The organism is Pseudomonas sp. LP_7_YM (assembly GCF_004364435.1).
In the GTDB taxonomy this organism is placed as follows: domain Bacteria; phylum Pseudomonadota; class Gammaproteobacteria; order Pseudomonadales; family Pseudomonadaceae; genus Aquipseudomonas.
On sequence record NZ_SOCT01000001.1, the window covers coordinates 765,208 to 785,650 of the forward strand.

15 protein-coding genes and 1 pseudogene are annotated in these 20,443 nt (G+C 61.1%); 12 read left to right on the plus strand and 4 right to left on the minus strand.

Translation table 11 applies throughout. The features are described from left to right. Positions 1–104: 104 nt before the first annotated feature. The 3 genes from EC915_RS03465 (at position 105) to EC915_RS03475 (ending at position 4,801) form a co-directional block, all read left to right on the plus strand. Positions 105–1,655: an altronate dehydratase gene (locus tag EC915_RS03465; RefSeq protein ID WP_256658639.1), complete on the plus strand. Its 1,551-nt coding sequence runs from the start codon at positions 105–107 to the stop codon at positions 1,653–1,655. 119 nt (positions 1,656–1,774) lie between these two features. Continuing rightward, complete coding sequence (locus EC915_RS03470; protein ID WP_372237849.1) at positions 1,775–3,241, plus strand: UxaA family hydrolase; 1,467 nt, start codon at positions 1,775–1,777, stop codon at positions 3,239–3,241. Positions 3,242–3,412: 171 nt separating this feature from the next. Next, the gene (locus EC915_RS03475; protein ID WP_133749105.1) at positions 3,413–4,801 is read left to right on the plus strand and encodes an MFS transporter; all 1,389 of its coding nucleotides are present in this window, start codon (positions 3,413–3,415) and stop codon (positions 4,799–4,801) included. Between the two features lie 144 nt (positions 4,802–4,945). Here the strand turns inward: EC915_RS03475 and EC915_RS03480 are convergent, their stop codons facing one another. Beyond that, positions 4,946–6,031 carry a mannonate dehydratase gene (locus tag EC915_RS03480; RefSeq protein ID WP_133749106.1) on the minus strand — a complete coding sequence of 362 codons (1,086 nt, stop codon included), beginning with the start codon at positions 6,029–6,031 and terminating at the stop codon, positions 4,946–4,948. A gap of 255 nt (positions 6,032–6,286) precedes the next feature. On the opposite strand from EC915_RS03480, the gene EC915_RS03485 reads away from it, so the two are divergent. Continuing rightward, positions 6,287–7,897 carry an IclR family transcriptional regulator C-terminal domain-containing protein gene (locus EC915_RS03485; RefSeq protein ID WP_133749107.1) on the plus strand — a complete coding sequence of 537 codons (1,611 nt, stop codon included), beginning with the start codon at positions 6,287–6,289 and terminating at the stop codon, positions 7,895–7,897. A 97-nt stretch (positions 7,898–7,994) separates the two neighbouring features. Here the strand turns inward: EC915_RS03485 and EC915_RS03490 are convergent, their stop codons facing one another. Then, the gene (locus EC915_RS03490; protein ID WP_133749108.1) at positions 7,995–8,894 is read right to left on the minus strand and encodes a LysR substrate-binding domain-containing protein; all 900 of its coding nucleotides are present in this window, start codon (positions 8,892–8,894) and stop codon (positions 7,995–7,997) included. 139 nt (positions 8,895–9,033) lie between these two features. Between EC915_RS03490 and EC915_RS03495 the strand changes: the two genes are divergently transcribed. Together EC915_RS03495 and EC915_RS03500 are read left to right on the plus strand one after the other, a co-directional pair. After that, on the plus strand, positions 9,034–10,401 hold the full coding sequence (locus EC915_RS03495; protein ID WP_256658661.1) for an MFS transporter: 1,368 nt from the start codon (positions 9,034–9,036) through the stop codon (positions 10,399–10,401). A gap of 18 nt (positions 10,402–10,419) precedes the next feature. Further along, positions 10,420–11,694, plus strand: coding sequence for a glucarate dehydratase family protein (locus EC915_RS03500; protein WP_133749110.1), 1,275 nt, complete (start codon positions 10,420–10,422; stop codon positions 11,692–11,694). A gap of 66 nt (positions 11,695–11,760) precedes the next feature. Here EC915_RS03500 and EC915_RS03505 read toward each other — a convergent pair whose 3' ends face one another. Beyond that, the gene (locus tag EC915_RS03505) at positions 11,761–12,999 is read right to left on the minus strand and encodes an acyl-CoA dehydrogenase family protein (protein WP_133749111.1); all 1,239 of its coding nucleotides are present in this window, start codon (positions 12,997–12,999) and stop codon (positions 11,761–11,763) included. A gap of 405 nt (positions 13,000–13,404) precedes the next feature. On the opposite strand from EC915_RS03505, the gene sfnG reads away from it, so the two are divergent. After that, positions 13,405–14,505, plus strand: a complete 1,101-nt coding sequence (gene sfnG, locus EC915_RS03510) for a dimethylsulfone monooxygenase SfnG (protein ID WP_133749112.1) — start codon at positions 13,405–13,407, stop codon at positions 14,503–14,505. Positions 14,506–14,556: 51 nt separating this feature from the next. On the opposite strand, the gene EC915_RS03515 is transcribed toward sfnG, so the two are convergent. Then, entirely contained in the window at positions 14,557–15,198 is a 642-nt protein-coding gene (locus EC915_RS03515; protein ID WP_133749113.1) for a TetR/AcrR family transcriptional regulator, read from the minus strand. A gap of 47 nt (positions 15,199–15,245) precedes the next feature. Between EC915_RS03515 and EC915_RS03520 the strand changes: the two genes are divergently transcribed. The 5 genes and pseudogenes from EC915_RS03520 to EC915_RS03535 all read left to right on the plus strand — a co-directional run bounded on the left by EC915_RS03520 (position 15,246) and on the right by EC915_RS03535 (position 20,387). Continuing rightward, the gene (locus EC915_RS03520; RefSeq protein WP_133749114.1) at positions 15,246–16,082 is read left to right on the plus strand and encodes an HlyD family secretion protein; all 837 of its coding nucleotides are present in this window, start codon (positions 15,246–15,248) and stop codon (positions 16,080–16,082) included. After that, a pseudogene (locus EC915_RS25100) lies at positions 16,079–17,231 on the plus strand (ATP-binding cassette domain-containing protein); the annotation flags it as partial. The gene EC915_RS03520 and the pseudogene EC915_RS25100, both read left to right, overlap by 4 nt. Next, entirely contained in the window at positions 17,232–17,900 is a 669-nt protein-coding gene (locus tag EC915_RS25110; RefSeq protein ID WP_372237850.1) for an ABC transporter permease, read from the plus strand. Positions 17,901–18,070: 170 nt separating this feature from the next. Then, entirely contained in the window at positions 18,071–19,108 is a 1,038-nt protein-coding gene (locus EC915_RS03530; protein WP_133749115.1) for a zinc-dependent alcohol dehydrogenase family protein, read from the plus strand. A 46-nt stretch (positions 19,109–19,154) separates the two neighbouring features. Further along, positions 19,155–20,387, plus strand: coding sequence for an acetate/propionate family kinase (locus EC915_RS03535; protein WP_177413348.1), 1,233 nt, complete (start codon positions 19,155–19,157; stop codon positions 20,385–20,387). Positions 20,388–20,443: the final 56 nt, after the last annotated feature.

Consider the following 20,443-nt stretch of genomic DNA (forward strand, 5'->3'; position numbering starts at 1 on the left):
AACGTCGTTCCCACAAAAACAAAACGGTCGAAGTCCCTTCGACCCACGTTCCACTTTTCGCGCACCGTTCGGCTTCAGGCTTGCGGGGCGCAGAGGAGATAGCCTTGCCTACCTATATTGCGCAGAACGCTGGCTTGACCATCGCCCGGCAGTTCATACGTCTGGACGCGGATGACAATCTGGTCATCGCCCGGGTTGATATCGTTGCAGGCACCCCGCTGCAAACCGAGCCCATCATGACCCGGGAGGCCATCGCCGCTGGGCAAAAACTGGCGGCAGTCGACATTGCCGCTGGCAGCCCCTTGGTCAAGCACGGTCAACCGATTGGCATCGCCGTGCGTGATATTCGTGCAGGCGAGCAGATTCGCAATGCTGATTTCAAGCTCGACCATGAGGTGCACCATCCGCTGCCCGCCGCGAAGGCCGAGGCGCCAATGGCTGCCGAAGCGAGAGCAACCTTCCAGGGCTACGTGCGCGCCGATGGCCGGGTCGCCACGCGCAATTATCTGGGGGTGTTCGTGGTCGGCAATTGCGCGGCGACAGCGGCGCGGCGGGTGGCGGACTGGTTTACCCCGGAGCGACTGGCAGACTGGCCGAACGTCGATGGCGTGATCCCGTTCATTCACGAACTCGGCTGCGGCATGGAAATGACCGGCGAGCCAATGGATCTGCTGCGCCGAACCATGAGCGGCAGCATCCGCAATCCCAATATCGCCGGCGCGCTGGTCATGGCGCTGGGTTGCGAGCGGAACAACATCTACGGCTTTCTCGAGCAGGAAAAACTTGCCGCTGCAGCAAATTTCCAGACCCTGGTGCTGCAAGAGGTGGGCGGCACGGCCAACGCCATCGAGCAGGGCATCGCGGCCATTGAGCGCATGCTGCCCGCCGCCAACGCCACTCGCCGTCAGACCGTATCCGCCGAGCATTTGAGCATTGGTCTGCAGTCGGCAGCACTGGACGGTTTCTGCGCGGTGTCGGCCAACCCGGCGCTGGGCGCGGCGATGGACTTGATGGTGCGCAACGGCGCTACGGTAATGCTCTGCGACACCAGCGATCTGGTCGCCCTTGGCGATGATGTGCTGCCGCGCTCGGCAAACCCTGAGGTCGCGGCCCAACTGCACGCGACCCTTGAACAATGGCGAACGTATCAGGCGGGACGTGATACGCGACTCAATCGCCGCATCCTGGGTGATCGTGAAGCCAAGGGGCTGTCGACTATCCGTGAGCGCGCACTGACCGGGCTGAGCCGGGGTGGCAGCACAGCCATTCAGGGTGTGTTCGGTTATGCCCATAAAGTCACCGGCAAAGGCCTGGTGTTCATGGACGGACCGAGCTACGAGGCGGTGTCCGCGACCGGTCAGGTGGCCAGCGGCGCCACCTTGATCTGCCTGACCACAGGCGCCGGTTCCGGCTTCGGGGCGGCGCTGGCGCCGACGGTCAAGCTGGCCAGCACGACCAAGGTTTTCCGCCACTTCGTGGACGATCTGGATGTGGACTGCGGGCCGGTACTCGACGGCCAGTTGAGCATCGGGCAGATGGGGCAGCGCATCTTCGAGCGGCTGCTGGCTCACGCCTCCGGCGAGCAGACCCGCAGCGAAGAGCTTGGCGGTGGAGAAAACGAATTCGTGCCATGGCCCAAGGGCGTACTGGCGTAAGGATGGAGCAGACAACAATGACAACAACAGACCTGAACAAGGCCGTCGAAAGTGACAGGGCGCCCGCCAGAAGCCCCTTCATTCGCCTGGACCCCAAGGACAACGTGGTGGTTGCGCGCATGGAAGTGCAAGCCGGTACAGCGGTGCCGAGCGAGGGCCTGACGACCCTGCAGAAAGTCCCCGCCGGGCACAAGATCGCCACCCGGTTTCTGGGCAAGGGCGAGCCGGTGCTCAAATACAACACGGTGATCGGCTTCGCCTCCGAGGACATCCTCCCTGGCACGTGGATGCACAGCCACAACATAGCCTTCGACGAAGTGGTGAAGGACTACCGCCATGGCCTCGATTACTCCCCGAGCCAGCGCGTTCCTCCCGAGCAGCAGGCCACCTTTGAGGGCATCGTGCGCGAGGACGGCCGGGTCGCTACACGCAATTACATCGGCGTGTTCACGGTCGGTCACAGCGGCGCCACGGTGGCACGGAAAATCTGTGCCTGGTTCACCCCGGAGCGCTTGGCCGCTTACCCGAACATCGACGGCGTGGTGCCCTATATCCACGAACAGGGTTCGGGCATGGAGCGCAGCGGTGAGCCGATGGATCTGCTGCGTCGCACCCTCGGCGGGTATATCAAGCATCCCAATACCGCTGCGGGGCTGTTGATCGCACTGGGCGAAGAGCACAACGAGTTGGAGTCGTTCCTGCAGGTGCAGCAGCTTGAGCTCAGCACGCGGTTCGCGACGCTGGTGATGCACGAACTGGGCGGCTCGCGCCGGACCATCGCGGCCGGCATCGCGGCCATTGAAGGCATGCTTGCGGCGGCCAATACCGTGCAACGTGAAACCGTATCGGCCGAGCACATCATGATCGGTTTGCAATGCGGCGGCTCGGACGGCTTCTCGGGGCTGTCGGCCAACCCGGCGCTGGGTGCCGCGATGGAGTTGCTGATTGCCCATGGCGGTACCGCGATTCTCTCCGAGACCTCGGAAATCTTCGGTGTAGAACACACCCTGACGGCGCGCGCCCGTACCCCTGAGGTCGGCCACAAACTGGTGGCGCGGATCGATTGGTGGCTCAAGTACAACGAAGGCCGGGACACCCAGATCAACGGCCGGGTCAGCCCCGGCAACAATGCCGGCGGACTGGCCAATGTGCTGGAAAAAAGCCTTGGTGGAGCGAAGAAGGGCGGTAATGCGCCGCTGATGGACGTTTATGAATACGCCGAACCCGTCACCCGGCACGGCCTGGTGTTCATGGACACTCCCGGTTATGACCCGGTCTCCGCCACCGGCCAGATTGCCGGAGGCGCCAACCTGATCTGCTTCACCACCGGGCGTGGCTCCTGCTTTGGCTCGGTGCCTGCGCCCACCATGAAACTGGCCAGCAACACGCCGATGTACACGCGCATGACTGCCGACATGGACATCAACTGCGGCCTGGTGATTGACGGGGATGCGACCATCGCCCAGATGGGCGAGCGGATCTTCCGCCAGATCCTGCGTCACGCTTGCGGGGAACCGACCAAAAGCGAAGGGCTGGGCATGGGCCTGAACGAATTCGTCCCCTGGCCGATCGGCGTAGTGGACTGATTCCTTAGACATCGCGGGGCTGATGCCGCAAATGCTCAGCCCGTTCATTCAACCATCAACGATGTTCGGCGTTTGCTGCCGAGGGTACCCGGCTGCGCCCAAATCAGCCCGGATACCCATGACTGTCTGCGCCGTACCTGCCTATCACAATAATTATTCGAGGCTGACCCGATGAACGAACCCCATACATTTGAAGTGTCTGCACCCCCCAGTGTTTCCACCCGGTCCAGGGCGGGGGCCGGTGTGCTGCAGGCGACCCACTCGCGCTACGCCATTCTGGCCTTGATCACCGTTGTGCTGGCATTGAGCACTGGCGACCGCGCCGCGTTGTCGGTGGCTGGTGGCGACATGTCCAGAGAGCTGGGAGTCACTTCCGTTGAACTGGGCTACCTGTTTTCCGCATTCAGCTGGGCATACGTGATCTTCCTGATCCCTTCAGGCTGGCTCGCTGACCGCATCGGCTCGAAAAAGGCCATGATGCTGGCGGTAACGCTGTGGTCGGTGTTCACCGTGTGCATGGGCCTGGTGCACTTCATCGGGCTGGTGGTGCCGCTATTGCTGGCCCTGCGGTTTCTGCTCGGAGCGTCCGAATCTCCGGTCGGGCCCGCTGCGGGCCGAGTCATCGCCGCCTGGTTTCCATCCTCTGAACGCGGCATGGCCGGAGCGATTTTCAACAGCGCGCAATACCTGTCCCTTGCCCTGTTCACACCTTTCATGGGCTGGCTCTGCCACCGGTTCGGTTGGGAGTACGTGTTCATCATCATGGGCATCGTGGGATTGATGATCGGCGGCATCTGGTGGCGTCATTACTATCTGCCGATCCACCACCCGAAAATGAACGCCACCGAGTTGGAATACATTCGCGCCGGTGGAGGTCTGGTGGACCTTGAGCAGCGTCCGTCCAACAAGCAGGCCGGGGCAGCCAAACGCAGTCAGATGGCTGACATCGGACGCTTGTTCAAAAGCCGGATGATGGTCGGGATCTTCCTGGGCCAGTACTGCATCACTGCAATCACCTGGTTCTACATGAGCTGGTTCCCGATCTATCTGGTCAAGGAGCGTGGCTTCGATATCCTGCAAGCCGGCTTCGTAGCCGCGATCCCTGCGCTGTGCGGGCTGATTGGCGGAGTGTCCAGCGGGTTCGTCTCCGACGCCATTCTGAAAAAGACCGGCAACCTGAGCCTTGCGCGCAAGACACCGATCACCCTCGGTCTGCTGCTGAGCGCCAGCATCATGCTGTGCAACGTCGTCAGCAACGAAACGCTGGTGATCGCCTTGATGAGCCTGGCGTTCTTCGGCAAAGGTTTTGGTTCGCTGGGCTGGACAGTGGTGGCCGACACCGCGCCGAAGGAATTGATAGGTACCACCGGCGGCGTCTTCAACGCCATCGGTAATATGTCCGGCATCGTCACACCGGTGGTCATCGGTTATTTGTTGCAATCGAGCGGCTCATTCGCCAGCGCATTGATCTACGTCGGCGCCCACGGCCTGATCGCGGTGTTCAGCTACTGGATCATCGTCGGTCGGATCCAGCGCATGGAACTGACCAAGGTAGGCTGAAGCCTGCCTGCCCACCCTCAGGTCGGCCAGCTTGTCCCACATTGGGGCAGGCTGGCGCGGTAGAGGCTTATGCCGGATCGAGTCCGGCCATAAAAAACGCCGCGTCGGCATTGTTTGCCGACGCGGCGTTGTTTTGGGCAGGGCTTAAGCGACGGCGGTAAGACCAGCCTTTTGCTGCAACGCCCGGGCTTTTTCCTTGGCGATGCCTTCCCACAGGCCCTGCAAATACATGATGCCCAGTGCGCGGTCGTACAGGCCGTAGCCCGGCACGCCGGTTTCGCCCCAGATCATGCGACCGTGGTCAGGGCGGGCATAGCCTGTGAAGTTGGCGTCATGCAGCGCCTTGAGAATCTCGGCCATGTCCAGCGAACCGCAGGGCGTGGGGTGTGCGCTTTCGTAGAAGTCGCCGTTGTCGAACACCTTCACGTTGCGCAGGTGCACGTAGTGCACTCGCTGGCGCGCGGCGAACTCGTTGATGAACGAGGGCACATCGTTACGCAGGTCCGAACCCAGGGTTCCGCTGCACAGGGTCAGGCCGTTGGCCGGGGAGTCCACAATGCTCAGCACGCGGCGATGGTCTTCGAGGTTCTTGATGATCCGTGGCAGGCCGAATACCGGACGGGGGGGATCGTCTGCGTGCAGTGCCAGTTTCAGACCCAGCTGTTCGGCCACCGGCACCAGTTTGCCGAGAAAATATTCCAGGTTGCTCCACATCTGCTCGGTGCTGACGTCCTTGTATTGCTCAAGCATGGCTTGAAGTTTTTCCGGCGGGTATTTGGTGCCGATGCCCGGCAGCGGGATGATGCCTTTGGAGACGTCGAGCCGATCCACTGCGGCGGCTTCGAATGACAGGGTGTTGGAGCCGTCGGGCAGTTGATATTCCATCTGCGTGCGGGTCCAGTCGAAGACCGGCATGAAGTTGTAGCAGACGACCTTCACCCCGGCTGCAGCGAGGTTTTTCAAGGTTTCGATGTACTGCGGAATCAGCGCCTGGCGACCGGGCTTGCCGAGCTTGATTTCTTCGTGCACGCGAAAGCTGTCGACCACGTCCATCTTCAGGTTGTAGGCCGCCGCGGCATCGCGTAATGCAGTAATGCGCTCCACCGGCCAGATTTCTCCGAGCGGCGTGTCGTACAGCGATGAGACGATGCCGTAGAGCCCCGGTATCTGGTTGATGTATTGCAGGCTGATGGGGTCCTTGGGACCGTGCCAGCGGAAAATCATTTTCATTGTTATGACCTCATTGTGCAGTGTTGCGAAAAGGATGATTCAGTCCTGGAGGTGTTGAATGCAGCGCGTACGCGGCCTGCCGGTGAGCGTTGGCGGTGACAGGGTCCGGCGAATAACTCGACCGATATTCCCACCGGTTGGGAAAATTTCCGGAAATAAGCCTGTGATGTGCGTCGATCCTAGAGGTCGGTTGACGACGATGAAACGGCGTTTATGATCGGTTGCTCAAAGCGTTCCAGATGGTGGGAATCAAACATGAGTGCAGCAGACGGAACCGGCGCCCTTGAAAAGGCCATGGACGTACTTGAGGCCGTTGGTTCGGCGCCGAAGGGCTTGAGCCAGGCAGAACTCGCCACTCGTGTGGCACTGCCGCGTACAACGCTTTACCGAATCGTCGCCAGCCTGGTCGAGCGCGGAATGATCCGCCGCGATCCACTGCACAAGGTCTACCGCCTCGGGTTCCGGTATCTGGAACTGGTACGCAACGCGTATCTGATGCCGGACCTGGTGGCTGCGGCCAGCTTCGAATTGCGTGCGTTGCGCGACCTGACCGGCGAAACGTCTTACCTGGCAGTGCTCGATGGCAATCAGGTGATGTCGCTGGAGCGCTGTGATGGCGCCCACACCACGCGTTCCTCCGCCGCACTGGGGCGTAGCAAGCCGGTGTATTGCACGGGGCAGGGCAAGGCGATTCTTGCAGCCATGGACGAAGCGTCGCGTGAGGCCATCATCAAAGGCCTGACCCTGACCCCGCTCACTGAACTGACCATCACCGACCGCCGCCGGTTGAACACCGAGCTGCAGATCACCCGTGCCAGAGGGTATGCCATCGACGACGAAGAAATCGTCATGGGGGTGCGCTGCGTTGCGGCGGCCATTCGCGACAACGCCGGTAAGGTACGCGGGGCGTTGAGCGTCGCCGGACCGGCCTATCGCCTGACCCTGGAGCGCCTTGAATTGCTGGGGCCGGAACTGGCCGACGCAGCGCGGCGGGTCGGCGCGCAGTTAAACGAGGTGCACGTGGCGGTCGCTGACAGCGAGGTGGAAGTCGTCGATTCGCCGTGGGCGTTCAATGGCGCGTTTCCACGCTGGTCCGAAGCCCAACAGTGCCTGTTCTGGGTCGACACCCTGGCACCCACCGTTCGCCAGCTGGACGCTTCGGGCGAGCGGGTGTTCGCGCGTCTGGACTCCCCGGTTTGCGCCATGGAGCTGCATCACGAAGGCTTGTTGATTGCGCATACCCAAGGCTGGTTGCTGCTGGACCGGGAGGGACAACAGCACCCTTTGTCCGGATGGCCGGGTAAAGCGCTGGTCGGACTTTGCAGTCATCCGGGCGCAAGCCTCTGGGCGTGCCTGGCTTCCCATGGCGGCTGCCGCGTCGGCGAACTGAGCGCTGAGGGAGAACTGCGCTCGTCCTGGCAGTTTCAGGAGCGCATCAGCGCACTGTGCTGGGACGCACGTGGAGAGTCGTTGTACGCCGTCGCCCCGGAGTCCGGCAGCCTCTATGTGATGTCGCCCGGTGTCGCCAACGTGCGGCGTTTTGCGACGCTGCCCAAGGGCTCGGGACGCTTGAGCGGGCTGGCGCTGGACAGCGAAGGCGGGGTCTGGACGACATTGCGCGACGGCTGGAGCCTGGTGCGCTTCAGCGAAGATGGCGGCATCGACCGCATGATCGGGCTGCCAGTGCCCAGCCCTGTCGACCTGGCGTTTGGCGGGCCTGCACATGAGGTGCTGCACATCACCAGTGCCCGGCACGATGTGCCTCTGGATACGCTGGCCAATGCGCCGGCCTCTGGAAACATGTTCCGTATCGGGGTCCACGCCGCTGGTATGCCAGCGCACACGACGCGCTGGGGCATGGTCTAGTCGTCGTGTTTCTTGATATCAGTGGCAGCGGATCAGGCCAAAGTAAGCAGGTGGCTTTCCGCACCGGGGACACTTTGGTTATGGCCGCCCAGCCAAATCAGGGTTTCCCGGCATCAACCGCCCCCCGAATGGCCTTCAATAGCATGAGGCAAGCCGGGTTGTCGTTGTCCGAACGCCAGATCAGATGCAGCTCGCTTTGCACGCCTTCGCCCAGATCGATGTCCCGGAACACCACGTTCTTGAACACCACATTGGCCGCGCAACGGGGCACCAGCGCCAAGCCCATCCCGGCATTGACCAGTGCCAGAATCGTTAGCGACGAACCCAGCCACTGCACGTATTGCGGCGCAACCCGCGCGGAGCGCAACGTACCGGTGAGCAGCTCGTTGAAAGGCGGGTAGGCCGAGTGCGAATACATGAGGAACGGCTGCGCGTCGAGGTCCTGCACGCGGACCTCATCGGCAGTCGCCAACGGATGATTGCCCGGCACCGCCAGCACGAAGGGCTCGCGCACCAGGCACTCGGCCTCGTAGCCAGTCTGCAACAGTGGCGCACGCACGATACCCAGATCGATGCGTCTGGCCCGCAGCGCTTCATGTTGGGAATAGGTGTTCATCTCGGTCAGCGAAATCTTCACGTGGGGCTGGCTGACTCGGGCTTCGGTGATGACCCTGGGCAGAAACTCATACACGGCACTGCCGACGAAGCTGATGGTCACCGACCCGATATCCCCGTCGGCAAAACGGCGGGCGGCGAGGGAGGCTTGCTGCGCACGTTCCAGCAGGTTCTGCGCTTCAATGAAAAACGCCCGACCCGCCGCAGTCAGTGCCACGCTGCGGGTGCTGCGGGTGAGTAACTCGACACCCAGATGGTGTTCCAGCAACTGAATCTGCCGGCTCAAAGGCGGTTGGGTCATGTTCAGGCGTTCCGCCGCGCGCCGGAAGTTGAGTTCGGTCGCCACGGTAACGAAGCTGCGTAATTGGGCAAGCTCAAACATTGATATATTCCGGGTATCAATCAACAGTCAATCTAGATTAGACGGGATCAATCGCAGCGTCCATCATCGGCTCATCCCCAAAAAAACAATGAATGGGAGTTGCCTCTTGAATACTGTCCATGCCCCCGAGGACGTCTCGGTGCTCGCCCGTGCGGCCTCCAAGGTGAAGCGTCACGTCTTGCCGCTGTTCGTCATCATGTTCATCGTCAACTACATCGACCGGGTCAATATCGGCTTCGTCCGTAGCCACATGGAAACCGACCTGGGCATCGGCGCTGCGGCGTACGGCCTGGGCGCCGGGCTGTTTTTCATCGGCTACGCACTGTTTGAAGTCCCCTCCAACATGCTTCTGCAGCGCTTCGGCGCCCGTGCCTGGTTAACCCGGATCATGCTGACCTGGGGCGCGGCGGCGATGGCCATGGCCTTCGTGCGTGGCGAAACCAGCTTCTATGTCCTGCGCTTCATCCTTGGCGCTGCGGAGGCGGGGTTCTTCCCGGGCATCATTTACTACTTCACCCAATGGTTACCGTCCAGCGAACGCGGCAGGGCCATGGCGATCTTCCTCAGCGGTTCGGCAGTCGCTTCGGTGATTTCGGGGCCAGTGTCCGGCGCACTGCTGGGCATCGACGGCTTGAGCCTGCACGGCTGGCAGTGGATGTTCCTGATCGAAGGCTTTGCCTCCATCGTCCTGTGCGGGTTCGTGTGGTTCTGGCTGCAGTCCCACCCCAGCCAGGCCAAGTGGCTGAGCGACGACGAGAAGGGCGCATTGATCGGCGCCATCGCACAAGAGCAGCGCGCCCGCGAAGCGGCGCAGGTGGCCAGGCCATCGATGTTCAAATTGCTGGCTGACCGACAGATCCTGCTCTTCTGCTTCATCTACTTTTCGGTGGCGCTGACCATTTATGGCGCAACGTTCTGGCTACCGAGCATGATCAAGAAAATGGGCAACATGAGCGACTTCGATGTCGGCTTGTTCAACTCGATCCCGTGGATCATTTCCATCGTCGCCATGTACGGCTTCGCAGCGTTGGCCGCACGCTTCAAGCATCAGCAGGCGTGGGTAGCGGTCACGTTGGTGATCGCCGCCTGCGGCATGTTCATGTCGACCATCGGCGGGCCGGTATTCGCGTTTGTCGCCATCTGTTTTGCCGCCATCGGTTTCAAGGCGGCGTCCGCGCTGTTCTGGCCGATTCCACAAGGCTATCTGGATGCGCGGATTGCGGCAGCGGTTATCGCGCTGATCAACTCGGTCGGCAACCTCGGCGGTTTCGTTGCCCCGACCGCCTTCGGCTTTCTCGAGCAGACCACCGGCTCGATACAGGGCGGCATGTATGGCCTGGCCATCACCTCGTTGGTGGCGGCTGGGGTGATCTTCTTCGCTCGCACCACGCCCAAGGGCGAACCTGGTAACACGACCAAGCGCGATCAGCGCCGTGCGCCGGTTGAAAAGCCAGCCTCGCTGCGTACCGCCACCGCTTTGAGCTCCACTGCCAGCCTCACACCCTGATTGACCGGGAGAAGTCTTTTGAAAATCACGCGTGTCACCGTCACCCCGATTGCCTTTCGTGATCCGCCCCTGCTCAATGCCAGTGGCATTCATGAGCCCTTTGCCTTACGTTCGATCATCGAGATTGAAAGCGACAACGGCTACATCGGCCTGGGCGAGAGCTACGGCGACGCACCGGCGCTGGCCATCCAGCAGCAGTTGCAAAGCCAGTTGATAGGGATGGACCCGTTCAACCTCAACCATTTGCGCCAGGTGGTGAAAGCCACGGTCGCGGCAAACAAGCCAGCCAGCATCGCTGGTGCCGAACTGGCGCCCGGTTCGCATGCCAGCAAAGCGGTGAGCAATGCCTATTCGGCGTTTGAAGTGGCGTTTCTCGACTTGCAAGCGCGCTCGATGAACCTGCCGCTGGTGGACCTGCTCGGTGGCGCGGTTCGGGACCAAGTGCCATTCAGCGCCTACCTGTTCTTCAAATACGCACAGCACGCCGACTCGCCTTACGCGCCGGACAGCTGGGGCGAGGCGTTGAGCGAGGAACAGATCGTCGCCCAGGCCCGACGCATGATCCAGGCCTATGGCTTCAAGAGCATCAAGCTCAAGGCCGGCGCGCTGGACCCTGCGCATGAAGTGTCGTGCATCAAGGCGCTGAAAAAAGCCTTTCCCGGCCATCCTTTGCGTATTGATCCCAACGGCAACTGGTCGCTGGAAACCGCGATTCGCATGGCCGAATTGCTGGGTGACGACTTGCAGTATTACGAGGATCCGACGCCGGGTCTGGACGGCATGTCCGAATTGCACAAGCGCACCGGACTGCCGTTGGCGACCAATATGGTGGTCACCGATTTCGACGAGTTCCGGCGCAGCGTGGCGCTCAACAGCGTGCAGATCGTCCTTGCAGATCACCATTACTGGGGGGGGCTGCGCGACACCCAGGCGCTGGCGAAAATGTGCGAGACCTTCGGCCTTGGTGTTTCGATGCACTCCAACTCACATCTGGGCATCAGCCTGATGGCGATGACCCACGTAGCGGCCGCCGTGCCCAATCTGGATTTCGCCTGCGACACCCATTATCCCTGGCAAGAACCGGACGAAGAGGTGATCAAGGGCGGCAAACTGCCGATCGTGGATGGCTGCGTGACAATCACCCGCGACCCCGGCCTCGGCCTTGAACTGGACTACGACCAGTTGGGCAAACTCAACGACCAGTACCTCAGCTGCGGCATTCGCCAGCGGGACGATGTGAAGCAGATGCAGAAGTACAAGCCCGAGTGGAAGGCAGTCAAGCCACGTTACTGAGCACCCTACGTGCAGTTTCGGTCGGATGGTCCTCCGTTCCGTCCGACCGAACGGCTACCGGTACACTCAGCCGGACGTCGGATTGCCTTGGCCGATCTGCCAGACATAAGGCGGCTCGGTGCCGTTGATGCTCCAGTCGCCGACGATTTTCGCTTTGTAGATAAGCGGATTATGCGAAGCCACAGTGCGCGCGTTACGCCAGTGACGGTCCAGCGCCTTGCTGACACTGACACCCGACGCTCCCAGCGCATTGAACAGGTCCGTAGCGGCACGCAGGATCAGGTCGGAGACGATCACCTGCGCCTGGGCGGTCTCGATCTCGGCGGCGATGTTGGCGGCGCGCTCTTCATCGGGATTGCCTGAGAAACGCGCCTCGTACGCTCGTTGCAACGGCCGGGCCGCTCGAAGCGTGGTGGCCTGTGCGGCATAAACCTGCGCCGATATCTGACCCACCACTTGCTGAATCTGCACGTCTGCGCTGGCGCTTGTTGCATTGCCGTGGCTGTACACACGGGTGCGTTCGCGAATCTGTCGGGTGATATCACGTTCGATGGCGCGACCCGTGCCGGCCAATACCGCAAGCAGTACCAACTGGTAAAAGGCAGTCTGGTATTTGAAACGGTTTTCGAACGCAATGATGTGTTCGGCGGGAACCGGGACATTCTCGAACACCGAGGTTCCGCTGCCGGTGGTGCGCTGGCCGAATCCGTCCCAGTCATCGCTTTGATGAACGCCAGCATGATGGGCATCGACCACCGCAATCACATCGGCGCCATTGTCCGAACGCTGGGCGTAGACATCGATCCAGTCGGCGAAGATGCTGCCGGTGCTGTAGTACTTCTTGCCGCTGAGAAGAAACCGGTCGCCATCAGGCCTCGCCTTGGTGATGACCTCGCCGAGTTTCACGCTGCCGACTTCCGTCCAGCCATTGCCGACCAACTCGCCCTCGACGAAGCGTTGAAACCATCTGTCGCGCTCGTCACTGGGCGGTGCATTCAGACGATCTTCCACGAACGCAAAATGTCCGCGCAGCGACTGGGGAATATTCGAATCGGCCTCGGCCAGTTCAATCAGCAATTCGAACAACTGCTCTACGGATGCCCCGGCACCGCCGTATTCTGTGGGCACGCGTATGGCGCCGAAACCGGCTTGCTTCAGCCATCTGATCGGCTCGTAAGGCAGGGTGTGGGATTGCTCACGCTCAAGGGTCCCGGCTGAAATTTGCTGGAACAAAGGACGGAAACGATTGGCAAGCGTTTCATAGTCAGTACCCAGGGACAGGGGGTTTTTCGACGTTGCAGGCATGGAGGAACTCCCGTGATTTGGATCTGGATTAGCCGCGCAGTGCGTGCGGCGTTATCAACGTCCGGGTGCACACTCCATGCCGGGATCAAAGTCGCTGATTATGGGGGGCGGACACCCCTGTCCATAGAAGCCAGTGTTGCGCAGCCAACACTATTGCTGTTTGGCTGAAGGGTGAGGCACAGCCTGGACGCGAGCAGCAGAGATACCGATGTACGCCTGGCAACACCGGTTCAACAATAAGGTCCGGTTGCTTGAGCTGTTCAACCGCAGTAGAGCGGCAACCACTTGAATTAAAAGAGAATTATCGGTTGGCACAGTTACTGCTTTTTCAGTGGAAGGAAGGTGAACACTCCGCCCTTGGCGACCACGCCGGGCGGCCCCCTTACTGTCATCGGAGATCAGCAGATGAGTCACACACCAATCAAGTTTGCGTACTGGGTACCTAACGTCAGCGGCGGTTTGATCGTCAGCAAGATAGAGCAGCGCACCGACTGGGGTATCGACTACAACCGCAAGCTGGCGCAGATTGCTGAAAAGGCCGGCTTCGAATACGGGCTAACCCAGATCCGCTTCACGGCTGGCTATGGCGCCGATAACCAGCACGAGTCGGTTGCGTTCAGCCATGCGCTGTTGGCCGCGACCGAAAAACTCAAGGTCATCGCGGCTATCTTGCCAGGGCCCTGGACACCCGCAGTGGTCGCCAAGCAGCTGGCGACCATCGATCAACTGACCGCCGGGCGTATTGCAATCAACATCGTCAGCGGCTGGTTCAAGGGCGAGTTTCGCGCCATTGGTGAGCCATGGCTCGAACATGACGAGCGCTATCGTCGCTCAGAGGAATTCATCCAGGCGCTCAAAGGCATCTGGACCACAGACAACTTCACATTCAAAGGCGATTTCTATCGCTTCCACGCGTACACGCTTCGTCCAAAGCCGATTCAGCAACCCCATCCGGAAATCTTTCAGGGCGGCAGCTCGCGGGCGGCTCGCGACATGGCCGCACGCGTCTCCGACTGGTACTTCACCAATGGCAACACGGTAGAAGGGATCAAGGCACAGGTGGACGATATACGGGCCAAGGCCGCCGCCGCGGGGCACTCGGTGAAGATTGGCGTCAACGCGTTCATCATCGCCCGTGAAACCGAGGAGCAGGCGCGCGCCGTGCTTCAGGACATCATCGACCAAGCTGACCCGCAGGCCGTGAACGCATTCGGCGATGCTGCAAAACAGGCGGGTAGGGCCAGTCCCGAAGGCGACGGTAATTGGGCCAAATCCACGTTCGAGGATCTGGTGCAGTACAACGACGGCTTCAAGACCAACCTGATCGGCACCCCGAAGCAGATCGCCGAGCGAATCGTCGCGCTGAAAGCAGTCGGCGTCGACCTGGTGCTGTCGGCGTTTCTGCACTTTCAGGAAGAAGTCGCCTATTTCGGTGAGCATGTCCTGCCGCTGGTGCGCGAACTTGAAGCTTCAACCCATCCGGTCTCGGTGACGCAAAGTGCTTAAGCCGCCGTTTTGGCAGTGACCAACGCACCACTGCAGGTTTAGCTCCTGCGTTCAAATGGCCTGCTGTAGCAGAGATCGCCACAGCACTTTCATGCCGAGCAAGAAATGTTCCGAGCTGAGTGCATCACCGTCGAACCGGACTAAAGAGGGCATGGAAACGGTCAGGGCGATGGCCCCCGTGACGTTGTAGAAAAACAGCTCGGGATCAACGTTCTTGAGAAAACCGTCTGCGATTGCCCACTCTACAGTGGGCAACAAGACGTCCTGCGCGGGCCTGATCAGGCGCTCATAGACGTAGTGAAATCGCTCATCGCGCTGGGCGATTTCCTTTATGACAAACATCGCCATTTCCGGCGATTGCGCGGAGAAATCGATCATCTGGTTGATCGCCAGTTGAAGTCGGTCAATAGACGTAGCGCCAGCCACTTCGGCGTGACTCGGTGTACGACTCAGTTCCAGAACGAACTTACGGGCGATGTCATCGACCACTGCCTTCCACAGGTCCAGCTTTGCGCCATGGCGATGCGCGATCAACGCCACATCGACATTTGCCGAGGTGGCGATGCGACGCAGACTGGCGCCTTCGAAACCGTGGGTGGCGAAGCATTTCAGGGCCGCCTGGAGGATGGCGTCGGGTTTGACCTCTTCGGCTTTGGGCGGCCTGCCTCGGCGTTTGGTGGGCTCATTGGGCATGCGTGAGATACACCTGGTCTAGAGAACGCGGGCAGAAGCTGGCCAACATGCAAATCCAGACGCTGACAGCCCAGCGTGATGAAGCGGCTGTGCAGCACCAGCAGGCAATCAATACCGAGCTGGGCGTCAAGGCACAGGTGATGGTGCGTCGCAGTGACAAACTGGCTGCCGAGGCGCTGGTCGCACAGCGGGAAAGCGAACTGGATGCGATGAAGCGCGGCCTGAAACGCACCGAAATGCTGTCCCGTGAGGGAGCACTGTCGGCCCAGCAATACGATGACGACCGGTCCAACGTGCGCAGCGCCGAGGCGACGCTTAAGGCGGCTCAGGCTCAGGTGGCGGCCGCTCAGGCCAATATCGAGGCTACCCAGGCTCAGGTCGTGGGCGCGCAATCGGCTGTGACTGCGAGCCTGGCCACGATTGCCCGGGTAGAGGCCGATATCAGCGACAGCCAGTTGGTGGCGCCACGCGCCGGACGCGTTCAGTACCGTGTCGCCCAGCCTGGCGAAGTGCTGGCGGCAGGCGGCATGGTGCTTAACCTGGTGGATCTTTCCGATGTCTACCTGACGTTTTTTCTCCCGGAAAGCGTGGCCGGGCGCGTCGCGCTGGGCAGTGTTATCCGCATCATTCTCGATGCGGCTCCCCAGTACGTCATTCCGGCAAAGGTCTCGTTCGTGGCCAGCGTTGCGCAATTCACGCCAAAGACCGTTGAAACTGCCAGCGAACGCCAGAAGCTGATGTTCCGGGTCAAGGCGCAGATAGACCGCGACCTTTTGCTGCGCAACCTTACACAGATCAAGACCGGGCTGCCCGGCGTGGCGTGGGTCAAGCTAGACCCGCAAACGCAATGGCCGGCTAAGCTGGCTGTGAAAGTCTCCAAATGATTGACCAGGCCCAAGGCGAATCTCTGCCAGGCGTCGCCAGCGTCAAGGACGTGGTGCTGACCTATGGAAAGATCCAGGCACTGGCCGGCGTAACGCTGGAGATCCCCGCGGGCAGGATGGTCGGGCTGATCGGCCCGGACGGTGTGGGCAAATCCAGCCTGCTGTCGCTTCTGGCCGGTGCCAGAGCGATACAGCAAGGGCAGGTGAGCGTGCTGGGCGGCGATATGCGTCAGGTGAGCCATCGCAATCGGGTCTGCCCACGAATTGCCTACATGCCGCAAGGCTTGGGCAAGAATCTGTACCCGACCCTTTCGGTCGAAGAAAACCTGCAGTTCTTCGCCCGGCTGTTTGGCCATGACGCTGCCGAGCGCCGCCGTCGTATCGATGATCTAACCCGCAGCACCGGGCTGTTCTCGTTTCTGACCCGGCCGGCCGGCAAGTTGTCCGGCGGCATGAAACAGAAACCGGGCCTGTGCTGTGCGTTGATTCATGACCCTGACCTGCTGATCCTGGACGAGCCCACCACTGGCGTGGATCCTTTGGCGCGGGCCCAGTTCTGGGACCTGATCGGCAGCATAAGGCAGCAACGGACAGGCATGAGTGTCATCGTTGCCACCGCCTACATGGAGAACTTGCCGAGCGCTTCAATCTTGCCGACGTGCTGGACAGTCTTCCGGAAAGCCTGCCGCTGGGGATCCGCCAGCGTCTGTCCCTGGCGGTGGCGACGGTTCACCGCCCCGAGTTGCTGATCCTCGATGAGCCAACCTCGGGTGTCGATCCCATTGCCCGTGATGGCTTCTGGAACCTGTTGATCGAGCTGTCGCGGCGTGATCGCGTGACCATCTTTATCTCCACCCACTTCATGAATGAAGCTGAGCGCTGCGACCGCATTTCGCTGATGCACGCAGGCAAGGTCTTGGTCAGCGACACCCCCGCACATATCGTCGAGCAGCGGGGCGCCAGTTCGCTGGAACAGGCCTTCATCGCTTACCTGCAAGAGGCGGCCGGCCAGCCGACGAAGCACCGAGGGAGGTGCCTGCACCCGCAATCAGGCCCAAGCCTTCCAGTTCTGCGGGCGAACCGAGGTTCAGCTTCAATCGCATGTTCAGTTACTTGTGGCGCGAAGCGCTGGAACTGCAGCGTGATCCGGTGCGTGCCACGCTGGCGCTGATCGGTTCACTGGTGTTGATGCTGGTGATGGGTTTTGGTCTGAGCATGGACGTGGAAAACCTCAGCTACGCGGTGCTGGACCACGACCAGACAGAGCTGAGCCGCAACGCAGCACTGATTCGCGAGCGAGAACACGGCACCATCGAACACCTGTTGGTGATGCCGGTGACCCCGCGGGAAATCATGCTGGCCAAGGTCTGGTCCATGGGGCTTGTGGTACTGACTGCCGCTGCGCTGTCGCTGGTATTCATCGTCCAGGGCCTGCTGCATGTGCCGGTCGAGGGATCTATCCTGCTGTTTCTGGCCGGGGCTGCGCTGCATCTGTTCGCCACCACGTCCATGGGAATATTTCTGGCGACGCTGGCGCGCAGCATGCCGCAGTTCGGCATGTTGATGATTCTGGTGCTGCTGCCGCTCCAGATGCTCTCGGGCGGCAGCACGCCGCGTGAAAGCATGCCGGAGCTGGTGCAGAACATCATGCTGGTGGCGCCGACCACCCACTTCGTGGAGCTCAGTCAGGCGATTCTCTATCGCGGGGCAGGGTTGACGGTGGTGTGGCCGACATTCCTGACGTTGCTCATCATCGGCTCGGTCCTGTTTGCGATTTCGCTCTCGCGCTTTCGTAAAACGATCAGCCAGATGGCGTGATCGCTTGCGCGACCCAAGCCTGGCCGGAGCCTCTTTGATTTATTCAACGCACGATGATTTAATCGGTCCGGCTTCCAATCTGCCGGGCAAAAAACGAAGGTGCTGCCACCTGGTCACCGGTCCGGCGCCTGCATTCCTAACTGATCTCCCATCGGATAAGGAAACACCTCATGAAAGCCCTCGTCTATCAAGGCCCCGGTGTAAAAGTCTGGACCGACAAGCCTGCCCCCCTCATCGACAAACCTACCGACGCCGTTATTCGCCTGCTGCATACCACGATATGCGGCACGGACCTGCACATCCTCAAGGGCGATGTCCCTGCGGTAACACCGGGCCGTACCCTGGGACATGAAGGGGTCGGCATCGTCGAAACGGTCGGTTCGGCGGTACGCAATTTCAAGCCTGGGGATCATGTGTTGATCTCCTGCGTCACGTCCTGCGGCAGCTGTGCCAATTGTCGCCGGCAGATGTATTCCCACTGCGCTGACGGCGGCTGGATTTTGGGCCATCTGATCGACGGCACTCAGGCTGAATACGTGCGCATTCCGCATGCTGACAACAGCCTGTATCCGATTCCGGCCGGAGCGGATGAAGAAGCGCTGGTGATGCTCAGCGATATCCTGCCGACCGGGTTTGAAATCGGCGTGCTCGCTGGCAAGGTCAAGCCGGGCGACAGCGTGGTCATCGTCGGCGCGGGACCTGTCGGCATGGCTGCACTGCTGACGGCCCAGTTCTATTCACCGGCTACGCTGATCGTGGTCGACGGTGACAGCAATCGCCTTGAAGTCGCCAAGCGCTTTGGTGCAACGGATGTGATCGACATCAAGACCGAGAACGCTGTCGAGCGTATCTTTGAGCTGACCGATGGTGTAGGAGTGGACGTTGCCATCGAGGCGGTGGGTATTCCGGCATCGTTCGATACCTGCCAGGCGGTGATCGCGCCCGGTGGCAACATTGCCAACGTCGGGGTGCATGGCAAGAGTGTTGAGCTGCACTTGGAGAAGTTGTGGATTCAAAACATCAACATCTCCACCGGGCTGGTCAACACCAATACCACGCCGATGCTGATCAAGACCGTGCAGGCCGGCAAGATCGACGCACGTCAGTTGATCACTCATCGCTTTGCCCTTGATGACATCCTCCAGGCGTACGAGATTTTCGGCAATGCAGCTCAGGAGAAAGCAATGAAGGTGATCCTCAGCCAGTAAGACGTGAGCCAACAAGCGTGCCCACCCCGGATTCCAGGAGCTGTGAATGGCAACCCCGACTTCACCCGCCCAGATCAACGGTTCGTTATTGGTGCTCAACGCGGGTTCCTCAAGCCTGAAATTCTCGCTGTATCACGCTGTCGCCATTGAACGGGGTGAGCCAGTGGCGCAGGGGCAGGGCAGCGTGGAATGGCGGGCAGGGCAGTCGGTCCTGGCGTTTACCGACGCACAGGGCCAGGTTATTGAGGAGCACTGGCCGCTTGCGGCGGAAGACGGCGCCGCCCTGGCGCATTTGCTGCCGTGGATCGAGGCGCACACCGGGGGCCCGCTGGTCGCTGCCGGACACCGCGTGGTGCATGGGGGCTCGCGTCGTGACATTGCCGCTCGGGTCGATGAGGCCCTGCTGGCCGAACTGCAAGCGCTGACGCCTATCGCGCCGCTGCACCAGCCGCTGTGCCTGGCGCCGATTCGCTTTCTGGCCTCCAGGCACCCCGGATTACCCCAGGTGGCCTGTTTCGACACCGCTTTTCATCACACGCTCAACCCCCTTGAAACCCTGTATGGCCTGCCTCGCCAAATGACCGAGGACGGCGTGCGTCGTTACGGTTTTCATGGGCTTTCCTACGAGTACATCGCTGGCGTGCTGGGCCAATACGACCCTGCCGCTGCAGCGGGACGAACCATCGTCGCGCACCTGGGTAACGGCGCCAGCCTGTGCGCCTTGCACAACGGGCGCAGTCGCGCCACCAGCATGGGCTTCACGACGCTGGACGGGTTGCTGATGGGCAGCCGCCCCGGCCATCTTGATCCTGGCATCCTGCTCTACCTGATGCGCGAGCGCGGGATGTCCGCGCAAGCGCTGGAACACTTGCTGTATCACGAGTGTGGTTTGCTGGGTGTATCAGGCGGCATTTCCAGCGACATGCGCACCTTGTTGGCCAGCGATCACGCAGCGGCCCATGAAGCGGTGTCGCTGTATGTTCACAACGTGGTGCGGGAGATAGGCAGCTTCGCCGCCGTGCTGGGTGGCCTGGATGCTCTGGTGTTCACCGGCGGCATTGGTGAGCACGCGGCCCCCGTGCGCGAAGCGATCATGCGCGGTTGCGCCTGGCTGGGGCTGGAATTTGACGAAGCGTCCAATCAGGCATCCGCTTCGCGTCTTTCGTCGGCGACCAGCCCGGTCAGGGCCTGGATGATCCCGACCGATGAAGACCGGGTCATTGCACGACACACCTTCACGCTACTAACGCCACCCTTGCTCGACAGTCACCCCGATTGACCGTGAATTCCCGGCCTGTGCCGGGGCCTTTCCATCGTCACCTTTTCGTGGAGTCG